Genomic DNA, 16,804 nt, shown 5'->3' with positions numbered 1-16,804 from the left:
GCTACGCGACGTTCACCCGGTGCGCCCGCTGCGGTTCACTGCGGTAGCGCGACGGCTGGCCGTTGATCTTGCAGAGCCGCCAGATCAGCCGGGCAGCGGGGTTCATCAGGCCGGTCTCTTCGCACAGCATCCGCACGTCGCCGAACATGTCACGCAAGAACTGCCGCGACTCCGGCGAGCTGAAGAAGACGTCCTTCTTCACCGACCTCGGGATGTCGAATTCCTTCCAGAACGCCTTGGGCGGCACGACGATCGCCTGGCACAGCACCCGCATGATGATCGGCACCTGCAGCGACAGCCAGAATAGCTTGGCGCGACTCATGTGCGGCACCCGCTTGCGCAGGTATTCGTGGGCGAAGGAGATGTGGCGCGCCTCCTCGGCCACGTGAATGGCCATGACACGCTCCATGATCGGATGCAGCGACCGGCCTTCACGCAGAATGTTCTTCTGGGTGTGGTCGATGGGCTCTTCACCGGCGAGCACGCCGAAGAAGAACACGACGGGCAGCGGGCCGGCGGCCAGCGGGATGAGCTGCGAGAGCCACTTGAGCATGCGCGGCATACCGGGTACGTCGGCGCCGATGCGGTTCACCATCTCCTGGAACATCATGGTGTGGTTGCACTCTTCGACCGACTCGTGCAGGCAGTACCGGTATTCGGGTGAGCCGTTGGGCACCCAGAAGGCGTAGTTCATCAGGCCGCGGATCAGGATCGACTCGAAATGCAGGCCCACCTTGGCGACATTGGCCTGGCGCCACATGCCGATCTCGATCTGCCGTTGCCGCGGCTGCGCCTGGTACCAGGGGTGCTTGCCGAACGGGTCCGTCCCCGTGAGGATCCAGCGCTCGTCGTTCGGGGTCACCGCGAACTCCGGGGAGTCCCAGTCGATGTCGGTGTAGGGATTGAAGTTGCGTCGCACCGACCCCTCGGACAGTGTGGTCAGCATGTCGACATACTGCTGGTCGTCGCGCACTTCCATGTTCTTGCGCCAGCGGCGGATGATGCGAGTCCGAGCGGTCTTGACAGCCATGGCTGAGCCTCCAATGCCTCGCGTGAGGTTTACATTCGTATGCTTGCTGTCCAATAACAGTACCCGCGGTCCCAGGAATCAAAAAGGGCTTTCTGCGCAGTGTGTGCCAGCCGGGTTATCCACATCACATGTGAGGCAAACCACACTTCATGGTTGAGCTGAAGACCGCAGCCGAGATCGAACACATGGCCGCCGCAGGCGCGGTGGTCGCCGAGGCCCTGCACGCGGTGATCGCCCATGCCGCGCCGGGCCGGACCACCCGCGACCTCGATGCCGTGGCCGCCGAAGTACTGGCCCGGCACGGGGCCACCTCGCCGTTCCTCAACTACCACCCGCGCTGGGCTCCGTCGCCCTTTCCCGCCGTGCTGTGCACCAGCGTCAACGACGCCGTCGTGCACGGCATCCCCACCGACGAGGCGCTGGCCGACGGTGACCTGGTCTCGGTGGACTTCGGCGCCATCCTCAACGGCTGGGCCGGTGACGCCGCCCGCAGCTTCACCATCGGCACCCCCCGCCCCGCAGATACCGACCTGATCGCCGCGACGGACGCCGCGCTGGCAGCGGGTATCGCCGCCATGCAACCCGGCAACCGCCTGGGCGACATCGGCCACGCCATCGCGGCGTCTGCCCGCAGCAACGGTTACGGCCTGCTGGCCGACCACGGCGGGCACGGCATCGGCCACACCATGCACGAAGATCCGCATGTGCCCAACGAAGGGCGCCGCGGCAAGGGCATGAAACTCAAACCCGGCCTTGTTCTGGCCATCGAGCCGATGCTGATCGCCGACGGCTCCGAGGACTACCGCCACGATCCCGACGGCTGGACACTGCGCACCCTCACCGGCGCCCGGGCCGCGCACAGTGAGCACACCGTGGCCGTGACGGCAGACGGACCACGAATACTCACCCTTTCCGGCACCCAATAGGGTGGTGACCATGGCTGACCAGCTGACGATCCCCGACGACATCAAGCCCGCCGACGGACGGTTCGGCTGCGGCCCCTCCAAGGTGCGCCAGGAACAACTGCAGGCACTGGTGTCCAAGGGCGCCGAGCTGTTCGGCACGTCGCACCGCCAGGCACCGGTCAAGAATCTGGTGGGCCGCGTCCGCGACGGGGTGCGCGCCCTGTTCTCGGTGCCGGACGGCTATGAGGTGATCCTCGGCAACGGCGGCTCCACCGCATTCTGGGACGCCGCCGCGTTCGGGCTGATCGATAAGCGTTCGCTGCACCTGACCTACGGCGAATTCAGCTCGAAGTTCGCCTCCGCGGTGGCCAAGAACCCGTTCGTCGGCGATCCCCTCATCATCAAGGCCGACGCAGGAAGTGCGCCGGCGCTGCAATCCGATCCGTCGGCCGACGTGCTGGCCTGGGCGCAGAACGAGACCTCGACCGGTGTCGCCGTTCCGGTTCAGCGCCCCGACGGATCCGGTGACGCGCTGGTGGTCATCGATGCCACCTCCGGTGCCGGCGGCCTGCCGGTCGACATCACCCAGGTGGACGCCTACTACTTCGCGCCGCAGAAGAACTTCGCCAGCGACGGCGGCCTGTGGCTGGCCGTCATGTCCCCCGCCGCGTTGGCCCGCGTGGAATCCATCGCGGCATCCGGGCGCTGGGTCCCGGAATTCCTGTCGCTGCCGATCGCGGTGGACAACAGCCTCAAGAACCAGACCTACAACACTCCCGCAATCGGCACCCTGCTGCTGATGGCCGAGCAGCTCGACTGGCTCAACGGCAACGGCGGCCTGGACTGGGCCGTCAAGCGCACCGCGGACTCGTCGCAGCGGCTGTACTCATGGGCCGACAAGACCTCCTACACGACGCCGTTCGTCAGCGATCCCGCGCTGCGCTCCCAGGTGGTGGGCACCATCGATTTCAACGATGACGTGGACGCCGCGGCCGTCGCGAAGACGTTGCGCGCCAACGGCATCGTCGACACCGAGCCGTACCGCAAGCTCGGCCGCAACCAGCTGCGCGTGGCGATGTTCCCGGCCGTCGACCCCGACGACATCTCAGCGCTGACGACGTGCATCGACTGGGTGGTCGAAAGACTCTAGTTCGAACGGCCCGGCATTCCGGTTCGGCCAAGCCCCGCGTGTCATCCCGGCAGGAGCTCCGCGCTGCCGTAAGGTGCCTGATACTCGGGCCCGGCACGGTGGCCCCAAGGAGGTCGCCATGCGAGATCTGAAAGTCGTTGGACTCGATGTCGATGGCAGGCACATCCTGTTGGAAGACGATGACGCCCGCGGCCCGTCTGACACCTATCGCTTGCGCATCAACGACAAGGTGCGGGCCGCCGTTCGGGGGGACAAGGCCCGCCTCGACCAAACCCAGATGGACATCGAGGTCACCAGCATGCTGCGTCCCAAGGACATCCAGGCCAGGATCCGCGCCGGCGCCTCGGTGGAACAGTTGGCCAAGAGTGCGGGCGTCGAGATCTCCCGCGTCGAGCGCTTCGCCCACCCGGTGCTGCTGGAGCGGGCCCGGGCCGCCGAACTGGCGGGCGCGGCGCACCCGGTGCTGCCCGACGGCCCGTCGGTACTGACCCTGCGCGAGACCGTGATCACCGCGCTGGTGGCGCGCGGCCTCAATCCCGACTCGATGAGCTGGGACGCCTGGCGCAACGAGGACGGCCGCTGGACCGTGCAGATGGGGTGGAAGGCGGGCCGCTCGGACAACCTGGCGCACTTCCGCTACGCGCCGGGCGCACACGGCGGCACCGTCACCGCCGTCGACGATGCGGCCAGCGAGCTGATCAACCCGAACTTCGACCGGCCGCTTCGGTCGGTCGCGCCGCTGGCGCAGTTGGACTTCGACGCCGTTGCCGAACCGCCCGCTCCGGCTCCGGCACCCGCGCCGACTCCGCAGCCCGAACCGGAGCCGGCACCACAGCCCGAGCGTCCCGCCCGGGCGCGCAAGGCCAAGCCCGCGGTGCCCGCCTGGGAGGACGTGCTGCTCGGCGTCCGCTCCAGCGGCGACCGCTGACTGCCCGCTGGTGCTACGCCGCCCCTGAGGCCACGAGTCCCACCAGCGTGATCCAGGCGACGGCCACACCGATGCCGGAGCCCAGCGCGAACCACCGCACCACGGGCTTGTAGCGCCATCCCCAGACCGTCGGGGCCAGACCGCCGACGGCCACCAGATTCAGACCGATCGCCAGCAGCGGATGCACCCGGATCAGGCCGATGCTGAGCACCACCACGGCCGCGCCGGTGACGGCGGCGACGAATGCGGCGACGGTCAGACCTGTGCCCCAGGGCGTGGATTCGTCGGTCACGGCGCCGATCCTAAACGCGTGCGCGTTCGTAGAACGCCAGCGCGGCGGCGGTGGCCACGTTGAGCGAGTCGGTGCCCCGGGCCATCGGGATGCGCACCCGTACATCACTGGCGCGCATCGTCGATTCCCGCAAGCCGGGGCCTTCCGCGCCGACGAGCACGGCCACCCGCTGACCGGCCAACTCCGGAATGGCTTCCGCCATCGGCAGCGCCGCCGGGTCGGGCGTCATCGACAACATCCGGAAACCGTTGTCCCGCAAAATCTTCAGATCCCCCGGCCAGGTGGCTGCCTTCGCGAAGGGAACCAGCAGCGCGTGGCCCATCGACACCCGCACGGCGCGCCGGTACAGCGGGTCGGCGCACCCGGCGCCGAAGATCACGGCGTCCACGTCCAGCCCGGCGGCATTGCGGAAGATCGAGCCGAGATTCTCGTGGTCGTTGACGCCTTCGAGCACCGCGATGGTGCGGGCGCCGGCGATCACGTCGGTGACGGTCAGTTCCGGTGCGCGGCGGGCGGCTGCCAGCACCCCACGGTTGAGGTGGAAGCCCACCACCTCGGCCATCACCTCGGGGCTCACCCGGTAGTACGGCGCAGAGGATCCGGTCAGATCGGCGGTGAGCTCGTCGTACCGGCGGGCGGTGCCCAGCAGCGCGTGCGGCGTGAAACGCGAGGCCAGCATCCGCTGCGCGACCAGCACTCCCTCGGCGATCACCAGGCCTTTGCCGCTGGGCAGATCGGGGCGCCGGTCGATGCTGTTGAGGTCGCGGAAGTCATCCAGCCGGGGGTCGGCCGGGTCGAGCACGTCTATCGGCTGTCGACCGGGGCAGGTACTCACGCGCTTTCGTCGACGATGGCCGACATCAGGTCGGCCGCCCGTTTGAGAGTCACTTGTTCATCATGGCCGAGTTCGGCGAGCTTGCGGTGCAACCACTCCTGGCTGGCGCGACGTTCGGACTCCACCAGGTCGACGCCGGCCTCCGACACCGAGACCAGCACCTGCCGGCCGTCCACCGGGTGAGCAGTACGGGCCACCAGACCCAGCTCGGCCAACGACGCCACCACGCGGGTCATCGACGGCGGGCGAACCCGTTCGCGGACCGCGAGCGCACCCGGCGTCATCGCGCCCTCCTTGTGCAGCGTCGACAGCGCCGACAGCTGTGACATCGACACCGGAGACTCGGGCCGGCGGAACCTCAACTGGCGGGCCATCCGAACGACGGCGAGCGAGAGGTCGCTGGCAAGACGCGGGTCGAGCCGGGTGTCGACGTCTTTCACATCGCAAACGATACGACAGGTGCGACAACGAGATCGGCAACCGGGGTTCGACTAGGTTGGACGGTGATGACCCCTGATTCCCCGGCCGCCCCGGAGCCACCGCCGCTGCCACCCGGTCTGCTGGAACCGTGGCGGGTCATTGCGGTGGGCGCTGCGGCATGGGTGGTGGTCATCGTCCTCGCCTTCACGGTGCCCGCGCTGCACGAGTGGCGCCCGATCAGCATCGCCGGCTTGGCCACGGGTGTGGTGGGGACGTCGATCTTCCTGTGGCAGAAGAGCGCGGCGCAGCGTGGTGCGCGTGGCGCACAGACAGGCTTGACCATCCGCAAGAACCGCACCTGACCGATGCGAGCGGGAGCACGCGTCAGTCGGTGACCGGGTTGTGCGCGACGTCGATCACACCGTCGTCGTACGGATCGAACAGCGGGGACCCCGCACCCGCCGGCGCGGGAGTGTCCGAATGCGCACCGCAGCCGTAGGAGTGATCGACCACGTGGCCGTCGGCGGCCATCTCATTGGCGCAGACACCGAACAGCGGGCCCAGCGCACCGGCCAGCGGAAGGTAGAACCCGCAGTCCCGGCACACCCGCTTCGTCGACCGGGCCATCGCCGACCCCGGCCCGTAATCACCGTCGTGCCAGCGTTGGGCGGCGTCGTCGCGCCCCCACTGGCTGAGCACCTGCCGCCGGCCGAGGCCTATCTCGGCGGCCGTCTCGTCGATTTCCGGGTCGCCGCTGAGCAGGAAACCGGGCACCAACCGGGGGTCGTCGGCCGGCGGGGCGAGCAGATCGCCCGGGCTCAGGTCACCGGGCTGGACACGCTGGTCCCACGGCACCCACTGCGGCGCGAGCAACGCCGTCGGGCCGGGCACGAGCACGACTTCACTGATGGTCGCGTGATCAGCACCCGGGTAAGCCGCCACCACCACCGCCCACTGCCAGCCCCGATAGCCGGGCAGATCGGCGAGGAACCGGTGGGTGGCCGACGTCGGATCTTCGTGGGTGGCGCCCAGATACTCCCCGACAGAGCCGCCGCTGAACTCTTCGACCGCGGCACGCGCGAGATCGACGGCACCGGTGAGCAGGGACGCCAGAGCGTCGGAGGTCACCTCGGTGGTCGGTTCTGCCGGTGCTTCCGTGGATTCGGTCATGCTGTCCATCGCCTCTCATATTGCCTGAGCCGACGGACAGGAGCCACACCGGTAAGCCACCCGACCCTGGCGGGATCGATGAGGAACAATCGACGCTGTGTCCCCGGGGTGGCGTGATCAACCGACTCCGGGCCGGAACTCCGGCCCGAACCGTCGGCGACCCCACGATCCCGGCGAGCATCCGGGCATGGCAAATTACCCCAGTGATGAGCCGGATCACCGCAGTGCGCGACGGCAGCCGTCCACCCCGAGCGCCAACCGGTACCTGCCGCCACTGGGTGAGGAACGCGCCGACGACGCCCAGCGCACCGACCCGTCACAGCGGCACCCCGACCCGGACGGGGCCCAGCGCATCACCGTCACGCGCGCTGCCCGGCAACGCAGCCGCGAGATGGGGTCGGCGGTGTACGGACTGGTGCATCGCGCCGCCACCGCCGACGGCGCCGACAAATCCGGGCTGACCGCACTCACCTGGCCGGTGGTGGCCAACTTCGCGGTCGACGCCGCGATGGCCGTGGCACTGGCCAACACCTTGTTCTTCGCCGCCGCCTCCGCGGAGAGCAAGAGCAAGGTGGCGCTGTACCTGTTGATCACCATCGCGCCGTTCGCGGTCATCGCGCCTTTGATCGGGCCCGCGCTGGACCGGTTGCAGCACGGCCGCCGGGTCGCACTGGCACTGTCCTTCGGATTACGCACCGTGCTGGCGCTGGTGCTGATCGCCAACTACGACAGCGCCACCGGCAGCTACCCGTCGTGGGTGCTCTACCCCTGCGCGCTGGGGATGATGGTGCTGTCCAAGTCGTTTTCGGTGCTGCGCAGCGCGGTGACCCCTCGCGTCATGCCGCCGAGCATTGACCTGGTGCGGGTCAACTCACGGCTGACGATGTTCGGCCTGCTGGGCGGCACCATCATCGGCGGCGGTATCGCCGCCGGGGTGGAGTACGCCACCACCCGTCTTTTCAATGCCCCCGGGGCCCTGTTCGTCATCGTCGGCATCACCTTGGCCGGGGCCTGGCTGGCCATGCAGATCCCGCGCTGGGTCGAGGTCACTGCCGGCGAGGTGCCCGCGACATTGAGCTACCACGACCACAGCGCCCCGTCGCGCCACCACCCACCGAAGTCCACCAACTCGCTGCGCCAGCCTCTGGGCCGCAACATCATCACCTCGCTGTGGGGGAACTGCACCATCAAGGCGATGGTCGGGTTCCTTTTTCTCTATCCGGCCTTCGTGGCCAAATCGCATGACGCCAGCGGGTGGGAGCAACTGGCCATGCTGGGCTTGATCGGCGCGGCCGCCGGAATCGGGAACTTCGCCGGGAACTTCACCGCCGCACGCCTCAAGCTGGGCCGGCCGTCGGTGCTGGTGGTGCGATGCACCATCGCCGTCAGCGCCGCCGCCCTGGCCGCGGCCGTCGCCGGAACCCTCGTGGTGGTGGCGATCGCCGCGCTGATCACCTCAGGCGCCAGTGCCATCGCGAAGGCATCGCTGGACGCCTCCCTGCAGGACGACCTGCCGGAGGAATCGCGGGCGTCGGCGTTCGGCCGGTCGGAGTCGGTGCTGCAGCTGGCGTGGGTGCTCGGCGGCGCGATCGGTGTGCTGGTCTACACCGAACTGTGGGTCGGGTTCACCGCCATCACCGCCCTGCTCATCCCACTGTTGGCCCAGACCATCGTCAGCTTCCGCGGCAACTCGCTGATCCCGGGCTTCGGCGGCAACCGCCCGGTGATGGTCGAGCAGGAAAGCGTGGATCACTCGGTCGTGGGGTCGCGAAAGTGAAAAAAGCTGTCGCAGCGGCCACTGCCGCGGTGGTTGTGCTGGCGTCTGCGGGCACCGGCACCCTGGCCTGGGCGCTCACCCGGGACGCGGACGGTGAGCAGCTGCCCGAGATCAGCGCGTTCACCGGTGGGCACCTGACCCGGGTCGGCCCCTTCCTGTACTGCAATGTGCTCGACCTCAACGACTGTGCGACGCCGGAGAACCAAGGCGAGCTTCGCGTCACCGAACGCAACCGGGTGCAGCTGTCGGTACCGGAGGCCATCGCAGCGGCGCCGTGGCGGCTGGTGGTGGTCTATGAAGATCCGGACAACACCACCATCAGCACCTTCCGCCCGGACACCCGGCTGGCCGCCACCATCCGGACTGTCGATCCACAGCGGGGTCGCGTGACGGGTCTGGCCGTGCAGCTGCTGACCCTGGTGACCGACGAGTCCGAGGAGATCCGCGAGGTACCGCACGCGGAATGGTCCATCCGGTTCGTCTGGGAGTAGCCGACTCCGACGCGCCGGCCTGTCAGCGCGCGTGGGTGCGCAGATACTCCAGATCCGACGCGATGCCCTCGCCCGGGGTCTCGATGATCACGTCACTACCCGCTGCCCGGCAGATATCGGCGATGACCTGCGAATCAAAGGTTCCCGCATCAAAATTCGCGTGCCGGTCGGCGCCGGAGTCGAAGGCGTCGCGCGAGTTGTTGGCGTGGATCAGGTCGATCCGGCCCGTGATCGCCTTGACCCGGTCGACGATGTGGTCGAGTTCCTCGCCGCCCGCCCAGGCGTGGCAGGTGTCGAGCACGAAGCCGGGTTCGTACTGCCCGACGGCATCCCACAGCATGGCGAGGCGGTCGAACCTGCGGGCCATCGCGTTCTCTCCACCCGCGGTGTTCTCGATCAGGATCGGCAGCGGGAACCCGCCGGCCTCCTCCTGCCGTTCGAATGCCTTGCGCCAGTTCTCCACGCCGACGGCCGGGTCATCCTTGGCGGTGACGTGTCCCCCGTGCACGATCAGGCCTTTGGCTCCGATACCGGCGGCGGCCTCGGCGTGCTGCAGCAGCATCTTGCGGCTGGGGATGCGGATCTTGTTGTTGGTGCTGGCCACGTTGATCAGATACGGCGCGTGAATGTAGATGGCGAGATCGCTGTCGCGCAGCGCGTCGGCGTGCGGATGCGGCGGCGGCTTCTTCCAGCCTTGAGGGTCGCCCATGAAGAACTGGACGGTCTCGGCACCGATGGCCTCGGCCGCCGTCAACGGATCGGTGGAATCGACGTGTGCGCCCAGTAAAGCCATGCCGCCAGCCTAATCCGTGGGTGTGACGAGTCCCCGGCCGTCGGCGACTACCCGACATCTGCGAGCCACCCGTGATTCACCGTCGGCTCACCTGTGGCCGAAAAGCTCACTCGCCATGAATGCAATTCAGTCGGGACGCTTCCTGGCGGTCGCCGCCGCCACCACACTGCTGGCGGCGGGGTGTTCCGCCGAGTCGTCCGAGGCACCGGAAACCCAGGAGAACCCGAGCACCCCGCGTGCCACCTCCCCGATCGACTGGAACCTTCCCGACGCCGAGCGCTACCACCGGCAGGCCACCTACCCCGTCTATCTGAACAGGCCGCCGACCGAGCCGATCGACACCGAGACGGTGGCCGAGATCTCCACTGTCAGCGACGACGGCAATGTGGTGATCTACACCGATGCTCCGGCGAAGCGGATCGGTTTCGTCGACATCACCGACCCCGCAGCCCCGAAGGGGCTCGGTGTGCTGTCGCTGGCCGAACTCGGTGACGCAGATGATCAACCCACCTCGGTGATCACCCATGGCGAATTCGTGCTCGTCGTCGTCGACACCACCGGCGGCGACTTCGCCAACCCGAGCGGGCGCGTCGACGTGGTCCGCATCAGCGACCGCACCCGCGTGCGCAGCATCGATCTGCAGGGCCAGCCGGACTCCATCGCGGTGAGCGGAGACGGCCGCTTCGCTGCGATCGCGATCGAGAACCAGCGCGACGAGGAGTTCACCCCCGACGGCGGCGAGGAAGGCGATTTGCCCCAACCGCCAACGGGTTTCGTGCAGATCGTCGACCTCGCGGGCGCGCCGGAGGCCTGGAAGTCCCGCCGCGTCGACTTCGACGTCGAGGCCGCCCGCAGCGCCGGACTGGACACCCCCGAGGACCTCGAACCCGAATACGTCAGTATCAACTCCAGGGGCCAGATCGCGGTCACACTGCAGGAGAACAACGGCGTGGCCGTCATCGACGGCCTCACCGGCACGGTGAGCACGATATTCAGCGCGGGCACGCAGTCGGTGAACGGGATCGACACCAAAGAAGACGGCAGTATCGATCAAACCGGTTCGATCGAGGAGTTGCCCCGCGAACCCGATGCCATCGGCTGGATCGACGACCAGCACGTGGCCACCGCCAACGAGGGCGACTGGAAAGGCGGCACCCGCGGCTGGACCATCTTCGACGCCGGCACCGGCGAGGTGGTGTGGGACGCAGGCAACACCTTCGAACAGCTCGCCGTGCGCACCGGCATGCACATCGAAGGCCGTTCTGAGGCAAAGGGTCCCGAACCCGAGGGGCTGGCGATCACCGAGATCGGTGGCGTACCCGTCGCGCTCGTCGCCTCGGAACGCAGTAACTTTGTTGCCGTCTATGATGTTTCGGATCCGGCCGAGCCGCGCTTCCGCCAGATGCTGCCGACGACACCGGGACCGGAGGGCATTCTCCCGATTCCGCAGCGGAACCTGCTGGTGATCTCCTCGGAGACCGACGACGCCGAAGCGCGCGTTCGCGCGTCGGTCAGTGTGTACGGCTACGGCGACGGTTTCGCCCAGGGCGGTGTGGCGTTCCCGTCGATCGTGTCCGGTGACGTCGACGGCGCGCCGATCCCGTGGGGCGCCCTCGGTGCGCTCAGCGCCGACCCGGCCGACCCGAACCGCCTCTTCACCGCCACCGACATCGCCTACGGACCCACTCGTGTGCTGGGCGTGGATGTTTCGCAGCAGCCCGTGTTGATCGACAGCGCTCTTCCGGTCACCGAGGACGGCGCACCGGTCACCCTCGACGTCGAAGGCATCTCGGCCCGGCCCGACGGCGGGTACTACCTTGCCGTCGAGGGTGAGGAAGGCCCCGGCAACGAACTGGTCCAGGTGGCGGCCGACGGAGCCATCGAAGAGCGGATCACGCTGCCGGAGGAGATCGCGGCGGGTCTGGGCGGGCAGGGACTGGAGGGAGTTGCAGTCGACGGTGACATCGTCTGGGTGGCCCTGCAACGTGAGGTCAAGGGCGACCCCGCCGGAGTCGTCCGGCTCGGCCGGTACACCCCGGGCAGCAGCGAGTGGGAATGGTTCGGCTATCAGTTGGAGAGCACGGCCGTCGACGGCGATTGGATCGGGCTGTCCGAGATCACCGTTCACGACGGCGCGCTGCTGGTGCTCGAGCGTGACAAGCTGAACGGCCCGGACGCCCGGATCAAGGCGATCTACCGGGTGGGCCTCCCCGACGAGGCGGGCTCGACCTCGGCCGGCCAGGCCCCGCCGGTGTTGCCGAAGACCCTGGTGCGCGATCTACTGCCGGATCTGCAGGCCACCAAGGGCTGGGTGCAGGAGAAGGTCGAGGGAATGACGGTGGGCGGCAACGGAAATCTCTACGTCGTCACCGACAACGACGGGCTCGACGACGCCAGCGGCGAGACGGTGTTCCTCGACCTCGGCCCCGTCTCTTAGGGATTTCGGCGCGCTGGTAACCGCTGAGCGGTTACCAGCGCGCCCAAATCACTTGGCTCCGTGGCCCAGCGGCACCTGTTCACCCGGAGGAGTGGTCCCTGGTGGGGTCCCGTCACCGAAAGGCCTGCCGCCCAGGGACTCCCGGCCGTGCGGTGACAGCCAGTTGGCCAGATCCGGGCCCTTGGGCACCACCTTCGTCGGGTTGATGTCGGTGTGCACCATGTAGTAGTGCTGCTTGATCTGCACAAAATCAATGGTGTCGCCGAAGCCGGGGGTCTGGAAAAGATCGCGGGCGTATCCCCACAGGGCAGGCATCTCGGCCAGCTTCGTCCGGTTGCACTTGAAGTGGCCGTGATACACCGGGTCGAACCGCGCCAAGGTGGTGAACAACCGCACATCGGCCTCGGTGATGGTGTCGCCCACCAGGTACCGCTGCGTCGACAACCGATCCTCGAGCCAGTCCAGCGCGGTGAACAACCGGTCGTAGGCCGCATCGTAGGCGTCCTGTGAGCCGGCGAACCCGCAGCGGTACACCCCGTTGTTCACCTCGTTGTAGATCCGCTTGGCCACCTCGTCGATCTCGGCGCGCAACGGCTCGGGGTACAGCTGCGGGGCGCCGTCGCGGTGGTGGGCCGACCACTCCGTGGACAGATCCAGCGACATCTGCGCGAAGTCGTTGGTCACCACCTGACCCGTCTCGATCTCGACGATCGCGGGCACCGTGATGCCCTTCGGGTAGTCCGGGAAGCGGGCGAAGTACGCGTCCTGCAGCCGCGGGATCTTCAGCACCGGGTCCACGCCGCCGGGGTCCAGGTCGAACGTCCAGCTGCGTTCGTCGTGCGTCGGCCCGCAGAAACCGATCGACAGCACGTCCTCCAGGCCCAGCAGCCGGCGCACGATGATCATCCGGTTGGCCCATGGGCATGCCCGCGCCACGATCAGCCGGTAACGCCCGGGCTCCACGGGATACCCGTCACGACCGTCGGCGGTGATGCGGGTGGTGATGTAGTTGGTGTCCCGGTTGAACTCCGAGCCCTGGGCGACGTAAGCCATGCGGCTAGATTGCCCGACCGGGCGTGCGTTTACGCGTCGAGTTCGCGCGCGACGGCCTTGACCACCTCGGAGACCCGGCGCGCCACCTTGCGGTCGGGGTATTTGCCCTTGCGCAGTTCGGGCTGAACCGTGCCTTCGAGCAGGGTGATCAAGTCGTTGACCATGCCGTGCAGTTCGTCGGGGGTGTGCTTGTGCTCGGCGGGGCCGGCAGCCTCACGCCGGGTGCGCGACAGGCTGGGCGGCGGATCGAGCAGCTTGACCTGCAGCGCCTGCGGCCCACGCCGGCCGGCGGCCACACCGAACTCGACCTTCTGACCGGCCTTGAGACCTTCCACGCCTGCGGGCAGCGCCGAGGACCGGACGTAGACGTCCTCTCCTTCTTCCTGAGAGAGGAAGCCGAAGCCCTTCTCGGCGTCGTACCACTTCACCTTGCCGGTCGGCACTGGTCTCACCTGCTTGTCTGACAGAGTCTTGGCAACATAAGTAAGCGTCCCGCCTGCGCAGGACGCAATGACGCTGATCCTACTCGGCTGGCACCCCGGCCAGCATCCGCGTTACTCGGTAGGCTGGCGGTACCCCTGGAGGAGCGATGCGCCTGATATTGAACGTCATCTGGCTGATCTTCGGCGGCCTCTGGTTGGCATTGGGCTACCTGTTGGCCGCGTTGATCTGCTTTGTCCTGATCATCACCATTCCGTTCGGATTCGCGTCACTGCGGATCGCGGCATATGCACTGTGGCCGTTCGGCCGGACCATCGTCGACAAGCCGGGCGCCGGGTCCGGAGCCCTGATCGGCAATGTCATCTGGGTGATCGTCGCCGGAGTGTGGCTGGCGATCGGTCATATCGTCAGCGCGGTCGCCATGGCCGTCACGATCATCGGCATCCCGCTGGCGATCGCGAACCTGAAGCTGATCCCGGTGTCGTTGATGCCGCTGGGCAAAGAAATCGTTCCGGTGGACGACGTCCGCCGCGTGGGAGCGGCTCTGTGACCGTCACCTCGCTGGGCCTCCCCCAGGTGCAGCGGGCACTGCCCGCCGCTCCGGCCGACGGCCCGTTGATCGACACGTTCGGCAGGGTGGCCACCGATCTGCGGGTCTCGCTGACCGATCGGTGCAACCTGCGCTGCACCTACTGCATGCCCGCCGAGGGCCTGGAGTGGATGCCGCGCACGCAGATGTTGAGCCCCGACGAACTGGTTCGGCTGTTGCGTATCGCGGTGACGCGCTTGGGCATCACCACCGTGCGATTCACCGGCGGTGAGCCGCTCCTGGTTCCGCACCTCGAGGACGTCGTGGCCGCGACGGCCGCGTTGTCCCCCCGGCCCGAGATGGCGATCACCACCAACGGGGTCGGCTTGGCGCGGCGTGCCGACAGCCTGGCCAAGGCCGGACTCAACCGCGTGAACGTGTCCCTGGACACGGTCGATGCCGCCCACTTCGCGGCCATCACCCGCCGCAACCGGCTCACCGACGTGATCGACGGGCTGGCGGCGGCCAAGCGGGCGGGGCTCGGCCCGATCAAGGTCAACGCGGTACTCGACCCGGCGACCGGTCGTGACGATGTGGTGGCGCTGCTGGAGTTCTGCCTGGCGCAGGACTATCAACTCCGGGTCATCGAGCAGATGCCACTGGACGCCGGGCACCAGTGGCGTCGGGGCGAGGTGTTGACCGCCGAGGACATCCGGACCATCCTGTCGCGCCACTTCACGCTCACCCCCGACCCACGCCCGCGCGGCTCTGCGCCCGCGGCGCTGTGGCGCGTCGATGGCGGGCCTGCCACCGTCGGGGTGATCGCCTCGGTCTCGGAGGCGTTCTGCGCCGCCTGCGACCGCACCCGCCTCACCGCGGACGGTCAGGTGCGTAACTGCTTGTTCGCCACCTCCGAGACCGACCTGCGTGTGCTGCTGCGCAGCGGGGCCGACGACGCGGCAGTCGAGCAGGCCTGGCGCGCGGCGATGTGGAGCAAGGCGGCCGGGCATGGCATCAACGACCCTGATTTCGTCCAGCCGGCACGTCCGATGAGTTCCATCGGTGGCTGAGGGTTCCGGCACCGACATCACGTTCGTGGTGCGCTACTTCGCCGCCGCCAAGGCTGCGGCGGGTGTCGACGAAGAGAAGGTGACCGTGCCTGCGGGCACGACGGTGTCCGACCTGATTGCCGGACTGAGCCGTCGTGATCCACAACTGGACCGGGTGCTGCAGCGGTGTTCATTCCTTTGTGACAGCATCGCAATCCGCGACACCCAGACCGTGATCGAATCGGGACAGACAGTCGACGTCTTACCCCCGTTCGCCGGTGGATAGCCGTGATTTACATCACATCACGATTCGATAACAAGCTGGCTACGAGGGAATAGCCGGCCCATCGGACCTGGGAAAACGTCTTCCCGTAGTGGTCTTTTAGAGCCCTTTTAAGATTTGCCGAGCGCCGAAACGCCAGGACAGAGCCGAGGTGACGCGTCGGTTTGAAGGCATTACCGTTCACTCCCAGGCCAGCCGAGATCTACCCAGCGGCAGGCCCATCCCGCCTGCAGCGCCTAGCTCCATCCATGTAGGCGGGGTCCGACAAACAGATGGATGGAGGCGGGGGACCCACCCGGTCCACCGAGATGTACCCACGGAGATCGACATGGAACCGCCCCGCGGTTCCTTGGGGTGAAGCCGACGGCAGCTGGAAGCAGCTGCAGCCGGCCGGGCAACCTCTCCAGCCCGAACCCGACAGCTGACCTCGCAGGCGCCACAGAGAGGACAACACCGACCTATGAGTGGACGGCATCGTAAGCCCACTACATCGGCCACAACAGTCGCGAAGGTCGCCTTCACGGGCGCAGTGATCGGCGGAGGCAGTCTCGCTCTCGCCGGTCAGGCCAACGCCGCTCCCGACAGCGAGTGGGACACCGTGGCCAGCTGCGAATCCGGCGGCAACTGGGCCATCAACACCGGCAACGGCTACCAGGGTGGCCTGCAGTTCGCCCCCAGCACGTGGTCGGGTCACGGCGGCGGCGAATTCGCCCCGTCGGCTCACCTGGCCACCAAAGAAGAGCAGATCGCCGTCGCCGAGCGCGTGCTGGCCAGCCAGGGCAAGGGTGCCTGGCCGGTGTGTGGCCGCGGACTCTCCGGTGCCACTCCTCGCAACGTCGTGGCCGATCCCGCACCGCTGAACGCCCCGCTGGATGCGGCCGGCCTCAACGGCGTGCCGCTGCCCGCTGCTCCGCTTCCTCCTCCGCCGCCGCCGGCCCCGCCGGCCCCTGAGGTGCTGCCCCCCGCTCCCGGCGTGGTCCCGGTCGCCTTCACCCCGGCTCCTGAGACCCTGCCGCCGGCCCCGCTGCTGCCGCCGCCCCCACCGGCGCCCCCGGTTGATCCGGCCGTGGTCGTCGACGCCTCACTCGCGGTTCCGGCCCCGGCCGCCCCCGCTGCCGACCCGGCCGCCGACTGGACGTTCGCCGATCCGGCTGCCGCGCCCCAGCAGTGGTCGCTCGACGCCCCGGCTCCGCTGGCTCCCGTCCCGGCGCCGGCCGAGCC

At 68.2% G+C, this 16,804-nt stretch carries 19 protein-coding genes and 1 riboswitch; of the genes, 11 read left to right on the top strand and 8 right to left on the bottom strand.

The annotated features are described in order from the left end of the window. Nucleotide 1: 1 nt before the first annotated feature. Entirely contained in the window at nt 2-1,030 is a 1,029-nt protein-coding gene (locus tag AC3A6P_RS30345) for an AurF N-oxygenase family protein (protein WP_487696090.1), read from the bottom strand. A gap of 149 nt (nt 1,031-1,179) precedes the next feature. On the opposite strand from AC3A6P_RS30345, the gene map reads away from it, so the two are divergent. From map to sepH, 3 genes are all read left to right on the top strand, one after another. Next, on the top strand, nt 1,180-1,956 hold the full coding sequence (map, locus tag AC3A6P_RS30340) for a type I methionyl aminopeptidase (protein ID WP_487696089.1): 777 nt from the start codon (nt 1,180-1,182) through the stop codon (nt 1,954-1,956). Between the two features lie 10 nt (nt 1,957-1,966). Then, a complete protein-coding gene (gene serC / locus AC3A6P_RS30335) occupies nt 1,967-3,085 on the top strand; it encodes a phosphoserine transaminase (protein ID WP_487696088.1) in 1,119 nt (372 codons plus the stop codon). Between the two features lie 118 nt (nt 3,086-3,203). Further along, a complete protein-coding gene (gene sepH, locus AC3A6P_RS30330; protein WP_487696087.1) occupies nt 3,204-4,013 on the top strand; it encodes a septation protein SepH in 810 nt (269 codons plus the stop codon). Nucleotides 4,014-4,026: 13 nt separating this feature from the next. On the opposite strand, the gene AC3A6P_RS30325 is transcribed toward sepH, so the two are convergent. Genes AC3A6P_RS30325 through AC3A6P_RS30315 form a run of 3 tightly spaced genes read right to left on the bottom strand, consistent with a single transcriptional unit; the run spans nt 4,027 to nt 5,580 of the window. Then, the gene (locus AC3A6P_RS30325) at nt 4,027-4,305 is read right to left on the bottom strand and encodes a DUF2537 domain-containing protein (protein ID WP_487696086.1); all 279 of its coding nucleotides are present in this window, start codon (nt 4,303-4,305) and stop codon (nt 4,027-4,029) included. A 10-nt stretch (nt 4,306-4,315) separates the two neighbouring features. Then, complete coding sequence (locus AC3A6P_RS30320; protein WP_487696085.1) at nt 4,316-5,140, bottom strand: TrmH family RNA methyltransferase; 825 nt, start codon at nt 5,138-5,140, stop codon at nt 4,316-4,318. Next, on the bottom strand, nt 5,137-5,580 hold the full coding sequence (locus AC3A6P_RS30315) for an Rv0880 family HTH-type transcriptional regulator (protein WP_487696084.1): 444 nt from the start codon (nt 5,578-5,580) through the stop codon (nt 5,137-5,139). The genes AC3A6P_RS30320 and AC3A6P_RS30315 overlap by 4 nt, the downstream gene beginning before the upstream one ends. Before the next feature lie 66 nt (nt 5,581-5,646). Here AC3A6P_RS30315 and AC3A6P_RS30310 point away from each other — a divergent pair, with 66 nt between their 5' ends. Further along, nucleotides 5,647-5,922 (top strand): DUF2530 domain-containing protein, encoded by a 276-nt coding sequence (locus tag AC3A6P_RS30310; RefSeq protein WP_487696083.1) that lies wholly within the window; start codon nt 5,647-5,649, stop codon nt 5,920-5,922. Between the two features lie 22 nt (nt 5,923-5,944). Here AC3A6P_RS30310 and AC3A6P_RS30305 read toward each other — a convergent pair whose 3' ends face one another. Continuing rightward, the gene (locus AC3A6P_RS30305; protein WP_487696082.1) at nt 5,945-6,739 is read right to left on the bottom strand and encodes a DUF3027 domain-containing protein; all 795 of its coding nucleotides are present in this window, start codon (nt 6,737-6,739) and stop codon (nt 5,945-5,947) included. Nucleotides 6,740-6,917: 178 nt separating this feature from the next. Here AC3A6P_RS30305 and AC3A6P_RS30300 point away from each other — a divergent pair, with 178 nt between their 5' ends. Further along, entirely contained in the window at nt 6,918-8,507 is a 1,590-nt protein-coding gene (locus AC3A6P_RS30300) for an MFS transporter (RefSeq protein ID WP_487696081.1), read from the top strand. Beyond that, nucleotides 8,504-8,998: a DUF2771 domain-containing protein gene (locus AC3A6P_RS30295; RefSeq protein ID WP_487696080.1), complete on the top strand. Its 495-nt coding sequence runs from the start codon at nt 8,504-8,506 to the stop codon at nt 8,996-8,998. Before AC3A6P_RS30300 ends, AC3A6P_RS30295 begins: the two co-directional genes overlap by 4 nt. Nucleotides 8,999-9,020: 22 nt before the next feature. Here the strand turns inward: AC3A6P_RS30295 and AC3A6P_RS30290 are convergent, their stop codons facing one another. After that, entirely contained in the window at nt 9,021-9,791 is a 771-nt protein-coding gene (locus AC3A6P_RS30290) for a deoxyribonuclease IV (RefSeq protein ID WP_487696079.1), read from the bottom strand. Nucleotides 9,792-9,906: 115 nt separating this feature from the next. On the opposite strand from AC3A6P_RS30290, the gene AC3A6P_RS30285 reads away from it, so the two are divergent. After that, on the top strand, nt 9,907-12,228 hold the full coding sequence (locus AC3A6P_RS30285; protein ID WP_487696078.1) for an esterase-like activity of phytase family protein: 2,322 nt from the start codon (nt 9,907-9,909) through the stop codon (nt 12,226-12,228). 48 nt (nt 12,229-12,276) lie between these two features. Here AC3A6P_RS30285 and AC3A6P_RS30280 read toward each other — a convergent pair whose 3' ends face one another. Beyond that, nucleotides 12,277-13,281 carry a glutathione S-transferase family protein gene (locus AC3A6P_RS30280; protein ID WP_487696077.1) on the bottom strand — a complete coding sequence of 335 codons (1,005 nt, stop codon included), beginning with the start codon at nt 13,279-13,281 and terminating at the stop codon, nt 12,277-12,279. Nucleotides 13,282-13,310: 29 nt separating this feature from the next. After that, nucleotides 13,311-13,724 (bottom strand): cold-shock protein, encoded by a 414-nt coding sequence (locus AC3A6P_RS30275; protein ID WP_487696076.1) that lies wholly within the window; start codon nt 13,722-13,724, stop codon nt 13,311-13,313. A 146-nt stretch (nt 13,725-13,870) separates the two neighbouring features. On the opposite strand from AC3A6P_RS30275, the gene AC3A6P_RS30270 reads away from it, so the two are divergent. The 4 genes from AC3A6P_RS30270 to AC3A6P_RS30255 all read left to right on the top strand — a co-directional run. After that, nucleotides 13,871-14,272 carry a YccF domain-containing protein gene (locus AC3A6P_RS30270; protein ID WP_487696075.1) on the top strand — a complete coding sequence of 134 codons (402 nt, stop codon included), beginning with the start codon at nt 13,871-13,873 and terminating at the stop codon, nt 14,270-14,272. After that, on the top strand, nt 14,269-15,321 hold the full coding sequence (gene moaA / locus AC3A6P_RS30265) for a GTP 3',8-cyclase MoaA (protein WP_487696074.1): 1,053 nt from the start codon (nt 14,269-14,271) through the stop codon (nt 15,319-15,321). Before AC3A6P_RS30270 ends, moaA begins: the two co-directional genes overlap by 4 nt. Further along, nucleotides 15,314-15,586 carry a MoaD/ThiS family protein gene (locus AC3A6P_RS30260; RefSeq protein WP_487696073.1) on the top strand — a complete coding sequence of 91 codons (273 nt, stop codon included), beginning with the start codon at nt 15,314-15,316 and terminating at the stop codon, nt 15,584-15,586. Before moaA ends, AC3A6P_RS30260 begins: the two co-directional genes overlap by 8 nt. Before the next feature lie 240 nt (nt 15,587-15,826). After that, a riboswitch (cyclic di-AMP (ydaO/yuaA leader) is annotated at nt 15,827-16,034 on the top strand. A gap of 9 nt (nt 16,035-16,043) precedes the next feature. After that, the coding region (locus AC3A6P_RS30255; protein ID WP_487696072.1) for a transglycosylase family protein at nt 16,044-16,804 on the top strand (761 nt) is incomplete at its 3' end.

The sequence above is a fragment of the Mycobacterium sp. Soil_C_30 genome (genome assembly GCF_057656995.1).
This window is presented reverse-complemented; position numbering and strand designations above follow the sequence as displayed.

Coding starts and splice junctions, on each gene's coding strand:
- AC3A6P_RS30345 (WP_487696090.1), bottom strand. CDS start 1,030: ATGGCTGTCAAGACCGCTCGGACTCGCATCATCCGCCGCTGGCGCAAG.
- map (WP_487696089.1), top strand. CDS start 1,180: ATGGTTGAGCTGAAGACCGCAGCCGAGATCGAACACATGGCCGCCGCA.
- serC (WP_487696088.1), top strand. CDS start 1,967: ATGGCTGACCAGCTGACGATCCCCGACGACATCAAGCCCGCCGACGGA.
- sepH (WP_487696087.1), top strand. CDS start 3,204: ATGCGAGATCTGAAAGTCGTTGGACTCGATGTCGATGGCAGGCACATC.
- AC3A6P_RS30310 (WP_487696083.1), top strand. CDS start 5,647: ATGACCCCTGATTCCCCGGCCGCCCCGGAGCCACCGCCGCTGCCACCC.
- AC3A6P_RS30305 (WP_487696082.1), bottom strand. CDS start 6,739: ATGGACAGCATGACCGAATCCACGGAAGCACCGGCAGAACCGACCACC.
- AC3A6P_RS30300 (WP_487696081.1), top strand. CDS start 6,918: ATGGCAAATTACCCCAGTGATGAGCCGGATCACCGCAGTGCGCGACGG.
- AC3A6P_RS30290 (WP_487696079.1), bottom strand. CDS start 9,791: ATGGCTTTACTGGGCGCACACGTCGATTCCACCGATCCGTTGACGGCG.
- AC3A6P_RS30285 (WP_487696078.1), top strand. CDS start 9,907: ATGAATGCAATTCAGTCGGGACGCTTCCTGGCGGTCGCCGCCGCCACC.
- AC3A6P_RS30280 (WP_487696077.1), bottom strand. CDS start 13,281: ATGGCTTACGTCGCCCAGGGCTCGGAGTTCAACCGGGACACCAACTAC.
- AC3A6P_RS30270 (WP_487696075.1), top strand. CDS start 13,871: ATGCGCCTGATATTGAACGTCATCTGGCTGATCTTCGGCGGCCTCTGG.